Genomic DNA, 15,704 nt, shown 5'->3' on the forward strand with positions numbered 1-15,704 from the left:
TGGATGGCAGACATGGATCTAATTCTATTATTTACTGGACGGATATCACAATGAGACGAAAGTCTGGTTTGTCTCAAACCCAGACTGGACTTGGTAAATTTTGAGACACGGTCGCTTCCTGTGCTATTCTGGGCCAAAGGGGAAATGGAAGTATGTTTTTGTCTCTACATAAAAAGGCCACGTTATTGCCAATTCTAATGTTGGGCCTTGCGGCTTGCAGCCCGGTGCAATTCGACTCACCTTCAGTTAAAACATCAAGCTCGCCTTCACCGACCGAGACACCAACGACGTCTCCTACGGCGTCTCCGACGACGTCACCTACGACTTCGCCCACAACATCTCCGACGACGTCGCCAACGACATCCCCTACTACGTCGCCTACCACGTCACCGACGACGTCTCCTACGACTTCGCCGACAACGTCTCCGACGCCGACGCCTACTACTACGCCGACAAAGGATTACACTTACAGCAGTACCGTCGAGGCTTCGAACAACAAACTTGATATCGTACTTGTGGTGGATGATTCCAACTCGATGCTTGCGGATAACCAAAAAATGGCGGCGAAACTTGCAAGCTTCGTATCCACTTTGCAATCGACTAAGAACCTTGACTGGCAAATGTGTGTGACGGTCACTCGAGCCCTTTCGACAGGTAACAACACGTCAGCTTGGGGTCCATCTATTTATTGGCAGACAAATGCAGCTGCTCCGAATACGACTTTGGGACTTGTCCTTAAAAAAGGAACTGCAAATCTTTCCACAATCTTCACTCAAACGATCAACTATGTTGGTGCAGGCTGGGCAGGCTCTAACGACGAGCGCGCGATCAAAGCGGCTTATCACCACGTCTATAATGGTGACTATCACTACTCTGGCGTAAGTGGTTGTTACCGTGCTGATGCCGCGATTGCATACATTATCATTTCTGATGAAGATGAACGCAGTATTGGTGGCGATCAGTCTCAACAGTATTATAAAGACGAATATCAACCACTTGAAGACGCTGATAAGCCGCAAGTGTTTGTGGATTACGTGAAAAAGACTTTCGGTGATAAAAAGCGTTTCACTGTAAATTCAATTATCGTTAAACCAGGCGATTCTGCTTGTATGAAAACTCAGGATGCGGAAGGTTCTAAATCCCATTACGGTGTTCAATACGCGGCTCTTTCGACACTGACTGGTGGTGGGGTTGCAAGTATCTGTGCTGCAGACTTCGGTACGAATATGAATTTGTTCGTGGATAAGATCGTCGACTCTTTAAGCAAAGTGAACCTGGAATGTACTCCGGTTGGAACTCCGACGGTGACAATCACTCCAGCGCTGTCGTCTTTAAGCTACCGTGTTGAGGGTATGAGTATCGTATTTGATACTCCAGTTCCGGCAGGCAGCAAAATCGTGGTGAATTATAAGTGTGATGCGAATCGTTCACCAAGCTCGGTCGGTGAAGCTCAAGCAGAAGTTACTTTCTTTGGTAAGATTATGAACTTCTTTAAAAATCTATTCTAATCCGAAACCGCTCCCTAAACTAAAAACCCCGCTTCGAGCGGGGTTTTTTATTTATTGGCACTGAAGTTTTGCGATTAAATCACCGGCTTCGACGTGTGCCATATCTTCTTCACCAGCAAAGAATGCCGTACTGTAGATGGCGTTCACAACAAGCTTCGTAAGAACCGGTTTGTTGTCTACAAGGCCTTGAAGGTCTGTACCTTTCACATCATAAGATTCGCCTTCTTGGAAATGGATCGTTAAACCTTTAATTGGATTGCCAGAGTACTTATTAAAGTCGCGAGGATTCATATGAAAATGGACAGCTACTGACTCTTGTTTTTGTTCGATTGTGAGTGTCATGCGGTCCGTTGTACCGACACACTTAGTCGCCGCGGAAGCTGCTGTGGAAGCCAAAAGAAGTACAGATAGAACGATCGATTTCATTGAATTCTCCTTTAAAAATCCAAACTTAGCCTCGGTCGCAAGCATCTTCAAGTGACCAAGTCGAAATGTAGAAAATTCACGGCACATTAAGTTTAGATTAAATATTCAATTTCGCCTCATTTTCTCTCATCTAGGAATAGACAAAGCATTAAAGCTTTGGGATACGACACGAACTTTTCTGAGGGGAAATTTTTACATGAAAATTTGGTGCATCTTAGTATCTGCGATTTGCGCACTTCAAGTTAACGCATTTGCCGCCGACGACTGCTCAACAGTCGACGTCCGCGAAAGCCTACCAGCCGATGTAAAATCATTTATGACTACTCCATCCGATCAAGGTGATATCGGTTGGTGCTATGGATATACTGCTGCTGATATCGTCAGCCAAGCCGTGGGCACTCCGGTTTCGGCTCTTCATTTATCTGCGTATTATTCCAGCCAAGTTACCTTGCTGGGAAAAATCGGTCGCGGTGTTGTGAACAAAACGACAACTCCTGAAGGCGGCATGGTGGGTATCGCCGTTAGAAAAATGAACGAACTTGGTCACGTTTGCCGCGAAAGCGACATTCCTTCTCAAGGTACTAAAGAAGTTCATATCTCTTCTCGTACGACTGTTCATAACGGCATGGCTTATTTGATCAATCGCATGAAAGACGTTCGTAAAGGCCGCTGCACAGGCCTTTGTGAGATTTCCTTCAACCAATTGGTTGAGGGATTCTTCCCTGCTGTTCCTCCACAAACTATTAAGAACTATCTTTTGAACAATCGTAATGTGAGCATTGAAGACGTAGTTTTCAATTTCTTGGATTCTTCTTGTCGTTCAAAGGCGATCTCTCTACGTAACGATTTAGATTATAAAACTTGGGGTAAGAAAACTCACCCGTTTGAGTCTATTACAGACCAGATCGACTGGTTATTAAACCGTCGCAAACTGATCTCGATGGAATACGACGCTTCAGAAATCACTGACGTGGGTGGTATTTTCGGAGCGGGCCACGCTTCTACAATCGTGGGTCGTAAAAAAGTCGGTGCAGGTTGCTACTATATGGTACGCAACTCTTGGGGTACGTCATGTGATTACCGTAAAGGGGTCATCTGCTTAAAGGAACAAGGTTCATACCTTGTTCATGAAAATACGATGAAAAGCATGGCTAAAAAGCTGATCTGGATCGACTAAACCAACTGTCCTACAAAATCCTTCATACGTATCACGGCGCGCTTCATCGTTTCCTCGGAAACGGCGAAGCTTAAGCGCATAAAGCCATCCAAGCCACACTCCACTCCAGGTACTGTGGCTACGAAAAACGTTTCCAACAAAACATCGCAGAAGTCTTTAGAAGTGCGGATCAATTTGCCATTATACGTTTTGCCCAAGGAAGATTTGATATCTACCCAGAAATAAAACGCACCATCGGGTTCTGCCACTTTAAAACCAGGAACCGAACGAAGTTCCGCCAATCCGGAGTTTTTTCTGTTGGTCAGCTTTTTTACAACTTGTTCAATATCTGGCTCACACTGATCAATCGCTTTCATAGCCGCATGTTGGGATATGCTGGAAGGTGAACCTGTCGCTTGGCTTTGATAATCAGCCATTGCCGTTATCAACTTTTCGGGGCCTGCTGCCCAGCCAATTCTCCAGCCTGTCATTGAGTAAGCTTTGGAGCCTCCGTTCACCGCTACCGTGCGATCACGCAAATCAGGAGCCACTTGCAGAATATGCGGCGCCACTTTTCCGCCATCGAATACTAAACGATTGTACATATCATCTGAGATGATAGCGACCTGAGGATGTTTTCTTAAAACCTCAGCCAAAGCCTTTAATTCGTCCTCTGTGTACAGCAAACTTGTAGGGTTACTAGGAGAACAAAACAACAGTGCTTTTGTTTTCGCATTGATGGCGTTTTCCAATTGGGCCGGAGTAATTTTATAATTTTCTTGTTCACCACATTCAATGATACGGGGAACACCATCAGCAAGCTCTACCATCATAGGATAGCTGACCCAATAAGGCGCACCGATGATAACTTCATCACCGGGAGAACAAAGCATCTGCAAGGCCGCAAAGATGATAAACTTTGCGCCGGAAGCCACGGTGATTTCTTTTGTCGAGTATGCTTGATTAATTTCGAACTTAATTTTTTTCGCAATTGCTTGGCGAAGTTCCACCGTGCCATTTGCAGGAGTGTACTTTGTGATATTTTTTTCGATCGCCTCAATACCAGCTTTGCTTGGAACTTCGAATGTTGGCCAGTCTGGCTCTCCCACTGTTAGAGAAATCACGTCGTGGCCCTGGGCCGCGAGTTCCTTGGCTTTAGCAACCAAGAATAATGTCGGAGAAGTCTTTAAGTTTTGGGCGCGCTTTGAAAGCTGCAACATACGAAAATGTCCTACTTTTTAAGTTTTTTAGTGATCGCCTCTTTAACTATTTCCGGAACAAAACCAGTCAGATCACCACCGTTTACGGCAAGCTCTTTTACTCCCCGTGAAGAGATGTAGTAACACTCGGGACTTGCAAACATCAAAAGTGTTTCTATTTCTGGTGCGATCTTTTTATTGATCTGAGCCATCGTCAATTCGTATTCGAAATCCACCACTGCACGCAACCCACGAATGATCACTTGAGCTTTGTTCTTTTTCATATAATCAACGGTCAAGCCTTCAAAGAAATCCACTCTGACATTTTTTAAATGAGCCAGAGATTTTTCGATCAGGTCTTTTCTTTCCTGAGCATTGAACATGGATTGCTTTTGATTCGATTGCGCCACCAAAATCACTATTTCTGAATAAAGTGGAGAGATACGATTGATAATATCAACGTGGCCCATTGTAATTGGATCAAAGCTGCCGGGATAGACTGCGATTTTACTCATCGGCTTGTTCCTCTTCTGCGGAATCTTTTTCAATAGCGCTTTCATGACAGAACATACTGAGAATTTTATCTCCATAGTCCTTCTTACTAAAACGAATCAATGGGCCGTAGCGATCTTCCATACGCTCTTTTGCTTGGGACTCGATCGCCATCACAGTGGCCGCACCAAACGCCGCACTCGAGCTAGCTGCTTCAACCACAGAATGAGCCATTTTTTCAGTAAACGGAGGATCTGCGAAAATGATATCAAAGGGTTCACCGGTGTATGATTTCAAAAACGCAAGAACGTCCATGCTAATCACTTTGTAATTGCTGGCCGGGACTTTTAGTTTTTCGAAATTTTGACGAGCAATTGCTAAAGACTTTGGATTCTTTTCAACAAAAGTACAGAAACTCGCTTCACGAGAAAGGGCTTCAATACCCAGGTTCCCTGTCCCGCAGAAAAGATCTGCAACCTTGGCGCCTTCGATCTGAAACTGCAGTTTATTGAACAATGTTTCTTTTACGCGATCGGTAGTGGGACGGATATGATCCGCCTTGAATGCCACCAATTGGTGACCACGATATTTACCCGCAATGATTCTCATGACAATAAATCCTCTGCCATCTTGACGATAGCAAAAATATCTTCGAATGGTTTTGGCACAAACATTTCTGCTCCCATTTGCAAAGCAGTTTCCATATTGTGTTCTCCGGCAAAGGCCGACATCAAAATCACTTTACCAGAACGGTTCGTGCCAATCTCCTTCAACACTTCCGGACCTGTGAGCCCGGGCATCAATACATCAAGAAAAACCAAGTCAGGAGATGTCTTCTTCCACTGCTCAAGTCCTTCGTTACCATTTTCAGCTTCAACGACTTCATGCCCTTTAGCGCGAAATGCACGAGACAAGGAACGGCGAACCAAAGCTTCATCATCAACGATCAGTACCTTCACAAAAAATTCCTTACTTACAAGGCAATGCAATCACAAAACGAGCGCCATGCGGCTGAACTGAATGTAACGTGATGCTGCCCCCAAATTTCTCAATGACCGACTTAGACATACTTAACCCAAGACCGGTGCCCTGTCCCTCTTTTTTTGTCGTGAAGAAGGGCTCGAAAATACGTTTTTGAATTTCCTCAGGAACACCGGGCCCCGAGTCCTCAATCTCCAAAATCACCTGATTTCCAGAGTGATGAGAAGCGATTCTAAGACGACCTGGGTCCTTCATGGCCTGGCATGCGTTGTTGACCAAATTAAATACAACCTGTTGAACCAAGTGTGGCTCAACGTGCACAGTTTTATCCACACTCTCCAGGGAAACTTCCAAGCGATGAATTCGCAGTGCGGATTTCAACATAGGTAAAGTACGCTCGACAATTTCATCCACTGAAATGTCTTCCGCGGGTTGATCCTCACCCTTAGAAAAATCCAATAGATTTTTAATAATGCGCTGTGAACGAGCGGCGGCCTTCTCAATTTCTATTAGATCAGAATAAAGATCGGTCTTTTTATCCGCCTCTTGCAATAGAACCTGCGTCAACGAACGAAGTCCTGTCAGGGGATTGTTCAACTCGTGTGCGATGTTTCCAGCCAGCATCCCGATCGCACCCATCTTTTCATTTTGCAACATGCGCAAATAAAGCTCCCGCGACTGTGTGATATCAACGTATTGATTCACTACATTTGTCGCCTGACCATTATCTAAAACAACGGGATAGCTGTGAACTTGATAAAGGCGTCCATCGACCTGGATTTGCTCCACGTGGGGTTGTCCATCGGCCAGCGCTTTATTCGCCGGCGAATCCTCAATGGCTTGTTTTCTGTCAGGGAATCTTGCGACGAATTTTTTATTCGCTCGAATCACTTCTTGATCAACATCAATGATCGCAATGGGATCACGCATGCCATCGAACGTTTTTTCCCAGCGATAAGAAAATGCGGAAAGCTGGCTTTCCAACAGCACGCGATCCAGGGTCATACTTAACGGACGCATACGATCACTCATGAACTCCACAAAGGGAGGCATTTCTTTGTCGTTCAACGAGTTTTCAATACATAGAATGGCTTCACCATTTCCACCCAAAAGATGGTTGGTCAAACGAAGCTCCAAAGGCATAACATAGGTTTTTGCAAAGGGACGTCCAAAGTGATTGGCCAACTGACGAATCAAATCCGCTGACGGAACCTGTGCGTTTTTGGGAAATTCAAAATGAGTGGATGATTCAGACTGGTTCATCATTCCCAATTGAAAACTGATGAAATGCGTTTTTGCACTGTCAGTCCTATACACTAAAATCGGATCACCTATTTTGTGAAACTTGCGAAGTTCCTTGCGAATAATTCCCAAAACATCTTCAAAGGAGTTTTGATTGGCAAGGTCCTTAATCAATCGAACCAGATTTCTCTCACGATTTAGTTTATCGCTTTCTTCCTTGTGGGACATCTCAATGTACTGGGTGCGCTCGTCGACCAAGCCTTCCAAGGAATGAGTCAGCGCTTCTAATTCTTTATTCTGCGACGAGGATTCTTTCAGTAGCAAAGACCTAGACAGATATGTCGAATGCTTTGCTAAGGCGTCCTCCAACTGCTGCCAGATGTCTCGTTCCGCTATTGGCCAACGAATGAAACGATAGACCTGGGCTTTATTGATTCCCTCGCGTACTTTTTCTTCGTTCAATTCATTGGAAATATAAAATCTGGGAGCCATCGGTTGCAGATGGCGTGCCTGAACCAAAAGATCTAAGGCATCCGGGCTGCCATCATCCTGGACTAAGATCGAGGAAAACTTTTGATTCTGTAAAAGCGAACGGGCTTCCGGAAAAGAAGCCCGCAAAATAATCTCAACTTCTCGTTTTTGAAACGGAAAGTATTGAGGCAGCCTAATTGGCGATACGTTTCCAACCCATAGGATTGGATCGATTTTGTTCGGATTGTTCAATTGATCCGTTGCTGCTGTCCCCATTGAGTGCCTTCTCCAAGTATTGCAAGTGCTCTTTCCACATTTGCAGTACATTGTTTAAATCATACTCTAGGACATCTGCTAAAAGAACAAAATCCTTATTTTCCAAAGCACCAAGTGCTTCAGTTACGGTCTTTTTGCTTTGTTGCTCAGCCTTGATCCAATCAACTGGACTCGCCACCAAATAACGATCTCCCATAAGGATCTTAAGAGACATCACGCTGTCGATCAGGTATTCGCAGTTTGAAACCAGATCGTGGATATGTTTTAGCAAACCACTAAATCCTTGCGCACGCATACGCTTGGAAAGTTGATCTGTTTTATCCATAAGCTCTGGCAAGGAATCAATCCATGCACGCAAAACATCCAGAACCAAGTCATCACTATTTTCCGTCATGTATTCCAGTGTTTCCACCTCGCTCAAAGACACAGAACCGAAACGCTTCTCTTCTGTCTCCTTTACTTCCAAACCATTGACGATAAAACGGCATACCACTGCATTGGTATCTCGGAGGTCATTTTCAATGTCTTCGAAAACGCGAGAAAGATTTGTTTCAGTCTGATAGAAATTTCTGAGCTGTTCGCCCGTCACTTTAAAGCGTTCCATCTTTAGCCTCCACAGTCGTGACTTTCTCGTCACGAGGAACATAAACACGAAGATGGCGTTTAAAACGCTCATGAACACTCAAAGTTGCTGCAATAATTTCCTCTTGCGTGCCTGGTGCAACACGGATTTTCTCGGCATGGTACCAGTCAATCATTGGACGCAATTCAGGAACAATTCGGCTAATTGATTTGATCACATCTTCGCCACCATCGATAAACGCGGAAACCGCATTTACACCCTTTTCAGGGATCAGGGCGAATTGGCTCATCATAAAGTCGTTAATTTCATCCAACTTCATAGCGCCTTCAATAATTTCAATACGTTCTGCGACTGGAAATTCACCCCCCAAATAAAGGGCTTGAACCAATTTCCAAGCAAACTCTTGCTCCGGTGTTTCGACCTTGTCATAGCTAGCAAGCCCCCCGGTGCGCATGATCAACTGAGGATCGGCGTGTCCTTCCAACAGCTGCGCTATCACCTCACCGATACGCTCAGGTACGATTTCTTGACCTTCTTCGATTCTGTAAATCATGCCCAAAGTTGCCTTAGGACCGGTCTCCCAGAAATTCACATTCCCCACACTGATGTTCAAAGTAGGAGTATCCGTTAACGATGCCATATGAATCGGAGCACTATCACAACCAATCAAAAGTTCGGAACGTTTTAGGATCGTGAACAAATCATACATGCGTGTCTGACCGACTAAATTGATGATTGTGGCATTTGGAGCCCGAGAAATAATCTCTTGGGCGATCTCAGCTTCGTTTGGAGCACCGATAAGAACTATCGGCATACCTTCATAGCGACGCGTGAAATAGTTGATTAAGCGTCCCCAAGCGTCTCCCGTTAAAGCTTTGTGCTTTTCGCTGGCACCAACGTGCACAGTCAAATACAGATTCGGCAAATCGATCTTTACTTCGGGCAAAACAGGAGCTTCCCAATCTTGCTCGGTGTACTCAGTTCCAATCATAGAGGCAAACACATCTGACACGTGAACGCGATTTGGTTTATTGATACCAACCTGGGCGTAAAAGTAAGCACTGACTTCGTCAGCAGCACAAAAGAAACCATCTCTAAAACGTGTATAGCCCAGTACGGAGGTATGAGGCATCGTTAAGGAATGAGTTAAATAGCTCGAGAAAGGGGAAAACGTCAGATTAATAATCTGGTCATAGTTTTCCGCGCGAACTGTTTCCACGAACTCTTCCATGCGATTCAGAGATTCTTCAGTATTTACATTATCAGTCACCAGCGGCATCAAAATATGCCCACTTGGCAACGTCATATGTTTATCAATCGCAGTCAAACCCTCAACAGCACCCTCAAAGCGAGGGCGAGTCAGAAGATGAATCTCAGCATCGGGATTCAGACGGCGAACCGCACGAACCGCAGGCCAAGAAATATAAATGTCTCCCAGTCTAGCGAGTTGCAGGATAAGAATTTTCATCTTTAATTTGTTCCTTCGCTAGTTCAGCAACAAGTTTGATAGTTTCGGCTTCTTGATTATAAGGCTGCGTCTTCACGATCTCGCGGTACGCTTCCTCCAGCTTCTTCAAAGCCGTCGATAGATAATTGTCCAATTCCTGCTGCATAATAGGCCCCTTCCTTGAGAACTATTTCTAAAGAGTGAATGAACTGACCTCGCGACTGCAAAAGTCCTCGAACTTCTGCTAAAGCTGTCTGCATCTTCTCGTGAAATTGCAACGTGCTAGAAAAGCGAGTCATCAGAGTTTCAGTGATCGACTGGAAATACCCAGCCGTGTCTTGTTTTGATTTAAGTATGTCTTGAGCTGTCAGGATGAACTGTCCGATATCCTGACTTTTCAATTGTGCTTTCTTTGATATTTCCTGGCGTGAAGGCAAAGAAGTTTCCAATGCCTGCAACCATTTTTCAAATTGTTTTTGCAGACGAGTAGCTTCAGTCAAAACCTGTCCCAAATTGTTTTTTGGAAAAGATTCCGAACATTTCAGTGCCGTGCTTGCATAACTCAGAACGTGGGACTGTGACCCACCATCCAACTGCAACGACCATGCGATTTTGTCCAGATCACCAAGAGTGAAAGCTGATGGCGAATTTTTCTTGCTGAGTTTATCCCAAGCCGCTGCGAACACCTGGTCCACAGTGATTTGTTCTGCACAGATTTGGAACTTTTGAGAACAACCTTGGGAATGTCCACACGGTGCACACGGCACCTTCGCGGAGATAATTTCAGATGTTTCCGAAAACGCGGCAGTCTTTGTAAAGTCACTGCTACCCAAGGCAAGTTCCACCATTGGAATGCCTAAGTGGGCTGCCATGTGTTTGATACTGGTGTCCCCAGTAACTAACAAACATGATTGCTTAAGAACCTCTCGGGCTCCCATCAAATCACAAGCAATCAGTTCATCTTCGGAAAAGTGCGCAAGCATTGTGCCCTTTTCAAACGGAGCACAAAGAACCTTCACCTTATAGTCTACCAGTGAAGATTCGATGGTTTCCTTTAACTTTTTAAAATTTAAAAGCCCCCAGTTCTTTTTTGTATCGCTAGTTAGGCATTGAAAAAGAACTAGTTTTGATTTCGTCGCAGCAGCGGCAGCCGTCTTTTGAATTGGAAGATCAAAAGATTTACCCAGAAGTTCCACATAATGGAACAACGAGGGCTGTACTCCGGAGAAGCGATCATTGAAATATCTTAACCAAGGATTTTCCAATCCTTGGAAACGACCTTCCGCATGATACAATCCATTTTTTTGAGGGATCTGCAATGCACCCAAAAGGTAAGCACTCAACTTATTGTGCGTAAAATTTAAAACTTGCCCGTAGTTTTCAGCATTCAAAGTTTGTACCAATTCAGCCAGCTGTTGATGCGACCATAAGATATTGAACGACGCCTCGCCCAGGCCCCTTTGCAGAGTTTCCCGGTCAAAATAGAAATACCTATCAACCAAACCGTCCAGCAATCCCTCAACTTGAGAGAACTGGCGATTTACTAATAAGTGGATTTCTGCTTGAGGATTCTTATCACGCAGAGCCTTTAGTAAAGGCTGCTGCTGGATAATATCCCCTAAGCGTAAAAGCGAGACGACCAATATCTTCATCTATTTCACCAATTCACCCAACATACGGAAGATTTGTTTTTTTTCTTCCGCTACTTGGGACGATTCAACTACCGGCAAAATGTCCTTGATTGATAGCAAGTTAGTATTTTGGAAGTAAAGAGACTTCATGTTCATTTGAAGGTCATCAAGATGGTATTTAACCGCCTCGACGGAACGACCCGTTAAATGTCCAAAGAACTGAGAGAACAACTGAGTTTGCTGGCCCCAACATTCTCTGAATGAAACAACATAAGCACGATCAGCTACAACCGATGCATACACATCATTTTTCATCAAATCTTGGACGTTATCAGCGATCACGATTTCCACTCGACCAGCTAACTCAGGGAACTGCGATCTGAAAACTGGCAACAACGAATCTCGGGATTCAACCACAGTGATTTTAATGTCTTGATCCATATCAGCCAAAGCTTCGACATGAAAGCCAGAGCCCAAGCCCACGATCACTACATGGGAAGAAGGAATCGGACCCAAAGAGTAAGTCCATTTCAAAGCTTCTTCACGAGGTGTATTTACATTTGCCAACGCAGTACCTGCTTCAAAAGAAATAAGAGAGGACTCATGGTTCTCAGAGAAAGTAATCATGGACATTTTTATGCTGCCTTTACTGATGGTGTGATTTTCTTTTTAAGATTTCTAACTTCGGTGTGATCTGGATTCCACAAAAGTACGCGCTCGATTTCGAGCAAAGCCTGATCCATTTGACCTGTCGTGCAGAACAAGTTGATTAGAACCAAAGACATGTCTTCATCTTGCTCAACTTGTGATAGATATTCTTCTAAAGCTTCGATGGCTTTAGCCAATTGGCGATCGCGCAAGCCCCAGTTTGCAGCCAAATGCACGGCGGTACGGTTTCTTTTATTAATATCTAACGCCGCATCGATATTCGCCCAAGCAAGTTCTGCATCACCAAACTGGTGATGAACCATCGCAAGGCCCACCCATGCTTTGTCATTTTCTGGATTGATTTCAACCGCTTTACGGAAACAGTATAAAGATTTATCAAAATCTCCGCGTTGAACTTCCAAAGTACCAAAGTTCACCAGCAATACATCTGACGTCGTATTGATAGTGTAAGCTTTGTTGTAGTACTCCTCTGCGCCATCAAAGTCGCCTTGACGAACATAAATGTTACCCATGTTTTTATAAACTTCAAAAAGCTGATCATTTTCTTCCGTAATGACTGATAAAGCTTCAAAGTACTTCTCCAATGCTTCTTGATCACGGCCCATTCTGTAAAAAGCATGGGCGAGGTATGCCAGGCTATCAAAGCCATAGTCCACCTTGTTCCAAGCATTCAATGCGAACAAAGCCTCCTCATGTTTACCGATTTTTTCCAAAGACCGAGACAACATAGAAAGTGTTGCGGGATTCTTTGAATCAATATTACAAGCCTGGCGCAGTAAATTAAGCGCCAAATGATTCTCGCCATGTTTCGAAAGTACTTCCGCATTCTGCAAATATTTAGAAATGCGCGGATCAGTATTAGGTTGTGTTTTATTAAGTGTGGCTTCTGATTCAAAGTCCGCAAGCGCTTGTACAGAATCAAAATAAATTCTGCCGGAACTTTCTGGGGTAGTAGTTTCCGTCGAAGTATTTACTCCGGTATTTTCACTGGACTTTTGAACGAACTGATTTTCCAACATCTGCATGAATCTCCTCCGAAGAGATAGATGAGCAACACAGATGCCAAACCTATAGATGGATTATTTTACATCTGAGGCAAGTTCAGCACAGGAGTTTGACTCCCAGACCGACCTTGCCGTCAGCTTTTTGTCGGGAAAAAATTGCCGGGTCTAGGCCTCTTCGTCCAGATATTGATCGTGGATTTTAGATTTATAGCCACCGATAGCTTTTTTATTACGACGAACATCTTGCAATTCACGGATGATGGAGTTTTTTGCCATTTCGATGCAAGCCAACACTTGGATGTCTTGTTCGATGATGCGAGCCACGTATTCATCTTTAATTGTTAGAGATTCCTTAATCTGCTTGCGATCAGCCTGTGTCATAACAGCTTCAGGACTCATTTCGTTGTGAGCTTTGTCGATTTGCGAGTCTACATACTTAAGAACATCCAGAATTTTCTCACGCGTAGTATAAAAGCTCTGCAAGTTGTCGAACTGACCTTGAGCGAAATTTACTAGCTCTACTTCATTCAATGAATAGAACTTCTCAAGGTAATGATTTTTCTCGTTCAACAGGCTGATGATTCTGGTCACGTTACCCTCCATGGTATTAACCCGCTTTCTTTCCGTCGTCTGATTCTTTTTTAATTTTTTCTACAGCTTGTACCCAGCCATCATACAAAGTATTCAACAACTTCAAATTTGCATGAAGTGGTGCCGCGTCTCCGCTGATGTTTGCTTTGGTATATTGTTCCATCATGAACATATAAAGTTGTTCCAGCTGATTTGCGATATCGCCGCCCACTTTATGATCAAGGGTATTGTTCAATTCCATGATGATATCGAACGCTCTGCCAATGTTTTGGCCGCGATCCGCGATCTTTTTTTCTTCGATGGCTTTAATGGCAAGTTTCGTGAACTTGATCGCACCTTCATAGAGCATCAATAGGATTTTTTCCTTGCTGGCACTTTGCACCGAAGTCTGTTTGTATTTCTGATACGCGTTCTTCATCATTTCCTCTTTTTAGTTCCTAATCCGTTCTGAGTTCCAATTTACTGTTTAAACTAACCGCCACCTTGGCGGGCCATCGCTGCAAACTTAGCTTGCTGAGCTTGCATCTCTGACATTTTTTGCTCGAGGTTGGCGAACTTCTGACGAAGTCCATCTTCCTTTTTCTCGAGCTGTCGCTCTTTGTTGTCGATACGCTGATCAATTTGTTTGATCTGCGACTCAAGACCTCTCTTACGGTTGGCGATACCGCCGTACTCCCCATTTGTTAAACTGGAGACCGTCTGTCTAATCACCGACACAAAACCTGTTTTAAATCCGTCACCACGGAAAAAGGCAGCGACCCCCACTGGATTTGAATTGAGGACTTTATTAAATTTGTCCTGATTCAACTCCAATGTTCCGTTTCGATTAAAAGTAATACCTAACTCATTAATATGTCTGACTGGAGACTCAACTCCAGACACTGGGTTTAGGATCGCACTTCTTAACGAACTTTCGATCGTTCTTAAAAGTCCGTCACCACCCAACGGTCCTAACTTTGGATTACCACCTTTATCGCCCTGCAATTGATGTTGCTTTTGGATAAATCCCAAAGCGCCATTGTAGGCATCAACAAAGCTCTTCACTTTGCCACTGATAGCTTCCAAGTTTTCTTTAACCGACATATTGATCGTTTTACCCGGAGCTGCCGATTTTAAATCCAGAACTACGCCTGGAATCAGATCTTTCGCTTTGTTATCCGGTAACTCGATCTCAAAACCGTCAACTTTCACTTTCGCATTCTTAGAGGCACGGGACTGTTCAAAGTACATGTCCTGATCGCCATCCAAGAGATAGATTTTTGGAAACGTAACTTGGTTGTCATCACCAGTCGCCATCCCAGAAATCAAAAGTTTGAAAGGATTATCTTTATCCTTACGGTCCTCAAGAACCTGTGCTTTCAGGCCCACATCAGCATTATTAATTTGCTTAGCTACACCTTCGAGAGTCGAATTCTTACCCGTGATGTAAACTTCTTTAGTGCCCTCAGCCGTTTCAAACTTAATATACCCAGTACCAATTTGTGTTTCGTTCTTATCAGGGAATCCGTTAGAGATTGCTGCTGGCTTTTCTGCAAGCTGCACAACTTCTATCGAGTACTCCCCGGGCACTGCAGAGTTTGGATCAAGCTGACCATCAACAACTGCGGTGTCACTCGATGTAAACTTTTTATCTGCAAAACCGCGAACGTTCGTAAGCTCGCCCAAGTTTTTCGTGATATCCATCACCTTGGTTTCAAGCTCTTTAACAAGCTTGAGCTTTTCGTCCTTCTCGGTCTTCTTAGTCTCCATCTGCTTCACAGGAATACGCTCAGCATCCATCAGCTGATCGACGATATTTGGTGGTAGCCCAGAGGCCATGCCTGTAATTCGTATTCCTGCCATGAAACAATCGTCTCAAATTCATACAGCGAACGTGAGTCAATTAAATGTCCGTCGAAAGGGCCAGCAGGCAGGGATTTGCGCTTCTTATGCATTATACGCAGGATAAATTTTGACATCCCCCTCTAGAGCTAGACTAGAAGCTGGGAATCAAATGCTATTAGGTTTGAAAATTATGAAGAGATCGCA

General features: G+C 44.1%; 16 protein-coding genes. 2 read left to right on the top strand and 14 right to left on the bottom strand.

All coding sequences use genetic code 11. The features are described from left to right. Positions 1 to 152 precede the first annotated feature (152 nt). Positions 153 to 1,508: a hypothetical protein gene (locus tag B9G69_RS05565; RefSeq protein ID WP_141096926.1), complete on the top strand. Its 1,356-nt coding sequence runs from the start codon at positions 153 to 155 to the stop codon at positions 1,506 to 1,508. Between the two features lie 51 nt (positions 1,509 to 1,559). On the opposite strand, the gene B9G69_RS05570 is transcribed toward B9G69_RS05565, so the two are convergent. Next, positions 1,560 to 1,934, bottom strand: a complete 375-nt coding sequence (locus B9G69_RS05570; protein ID WP_088615515.1) for a hypothetical protein — start codon at positions 1,932 to 1,934, stop codon at positions 1,560 to 1,562. 196 nt (positions 1,935 to 2,130) lie between these two features. Between B9G69_RS05570 and B9G69_RS05575 the strand changes: the two genes are divergently transcribed. Beyond that, on the top strand, positions 2,131 to 3,111 hold the full coding sequence (locus B9G69_RS05575) for a hypothetical protein (RefSeq protein WP_088615516.1): 981 nt from the start codon (positions 2,131 to 2,133) through the stop codon (positions 3,109 to 3,111). Here B9G69_RS05575 and B9G69_RS05580 read toward each other — a convergent pair. From B9G69_RS05580 to fliD, 13 genes are all read right to left on the bottom strand, one after another. After that, the gene (locus tag B9G69_RS05580) at positions 3,108 to 4,310 is read right to left on the bottom strand and encodes a pyridoxal phosphate-dependent aminotransferase (RefSeq protein ID WP_265437997.1); all 1,203 of its coding nucleotides are present in this window, start codon (positions 4,308 to 4,310) and stop codon (positions 3,108 to 3,110) included. The two genes, B9G69_RS05575 and B9G69_RS05580, sit on opposite strands and share 4 nt — an antisense overlap. Before the next feature lie 11 nt (positions 4,311 to 4,321). Continuing rightward, complete coding sequence (coaD, locus tag B9G69_RS05585) at positions 4,322 to 4,804, bottom strand: pantetheine-phosphate adenylyltransferase (protein ID WP_088615518.1); 483 nt, start codon at positions 4,802 to 4,804, stop codon at positions 4,322 to 4,324. Beyond that, on the bottom strand, positions 4,797 to 5,390 hold the full coding sequence (gene rsmD / locus B9G69_RS05590; protein WP_088615519.1) for a 16S rRNA (guanine(966)-N(2))-methyltransferase RsmD: 594 nt from the start codon (positions 5,388 to 5,390) through the stop codon (positions 4,797 to 4,799). The genes coaD and rsmD overlap by 8 nt, the downstream gene beginning before the upstream one ends. Continuing rightward, positions 5,387 to 5,740 (bottom strand): response regulator, encoded by a 354-nt coding sequence (locus B9G69_RS05595; RefSeq protein WP_088615520.1) that lies wholly within the window; start codon positions 5,738 to 5,740, stop codon positions 5,387 to 5,389. The genes rsmD and B9G69_RS05595 overlap by 4 nt, the downstream gene beginning before the upstream one ends. 10 nt (positions 5,741 to 5,750) lie before the next feature. Continuing rightward, positions 5,751 to 7,751, bottom strand: coding sequence for an ATP-binding protein (locus B9G69_RS05600; RefSeq protein ID WP_088615521.1), 2,001 nt, complete (start codon positions 7,749 to 7,751; stop codon positions 5,751 to 5,753). After that, complete coding sequence (locus tag B9G69_RS05605; RefSeq protein WP_088615522.1) at positions 7,669 to 8,355, bottom strand: hypothetical protein; 687 nt, start codon at positions 8,353 to 8,355, stop codon at positions 7,669 to 7,671. Before B9G69_RS05605 ends, B9G69_RS05600 begins: the two co-directional genes overlap by 83 nt. After that, the gene (locus tag B9G69_RS05610; protein ID WP_088615523.1) at positions 8,342 to 9,802 is read right to left on the bottom strand and encodes a glycosyltransferase family 9 protein; all 1,461 of its coding nucleotides are present in this window, start codon (positions 9,800 to 9,802) and stop codon (positions 8,342 to 8,344) included. Before B9G69_RS05610 ends, B9G69_RS05605 begins: the two co-directional genes overlap by 14 nt. 56 nt (positions 9,803 to 9,858) lie before the next feature. Next, positions 9,859 to 11,433 carry a glycosyltransferase family 9 protein gene (locus B9G69_RS05615; RefSeq protein WP_265437998.1) on the bottom strand — a complete coding sequence of 525 codons (1,575 nt, stop codon included), beginning with the start codon at positions 11,431 to 11,433 and terminating at the stop codon, positions 9,859 to 9,861. Continuing rightward, entirely contained in the window at positions 11,434 to 12,045 is a 612-nt protein-coding gene (locus B9G69_RS05620) for a hypothetical protein (RefSeq protein ID WP_088615525.1), read from the bottom strand. A gap of 2 nt (positions 12,046 to 12,047) precedes the next feature. Next, positions 12,048 to 13,106 carry a tetratricopeptide repeat protein gene (locus B9G69_RS05625; RefSeq protein ID WP_254916870.1) on the bottom strand — a complete coding sequence of 353 codons (1,059 nt, stop codon included), beginning with the start codon at positions 13,104 to 13,106 and terminating at the stop codon, positions 12,048 to 12,050. Between the two features lie 144 nt (positions 13,107 to 13,250). Next, entirely contained in the window at positions 13,251 to 13,676 is a 426-nt protein-coding gene (locus B9G69_RS05630) for a hypothetical protein (RefSeq protein WP_088617174.1), read from the bottom strand. Positions 13,677 to 13,692: 16 nt separating this feature from the next. After that, entirely contained in the window at positions 13,693 to 14,097 is a 405-nt protein-coding gene (gene fliS, locus B9G69_RS05635) for a flagellar export chaperone FliS (RefSeq protein WP_088615526.1), read from the bottom strand. A gap of 50 nt (positions 14,098 to 14,147) precedes the next feature. Beyond that, entirely contained in the window at positions 14,148 to 15,518 is a 1,371-nt protein-coding gene (fliD, locus tag B9G69_RS05640) for a flagellar filament capping protein FliD (RefSeq protein WP_088615527.1), read from the bottom strand. Positions 15,519 to 15,704: the final 186 nt, after the last annotated feature.

Source organism: Bdellovibrio sp. SKB1291214, from assembly GCF_002209355.2.
Lineage (GTDB): Bacteria > Bdellovibrionota > Bdellovibrionia > Bdellovibrionales > Bdellovibrionaceae > Bdellovibrio.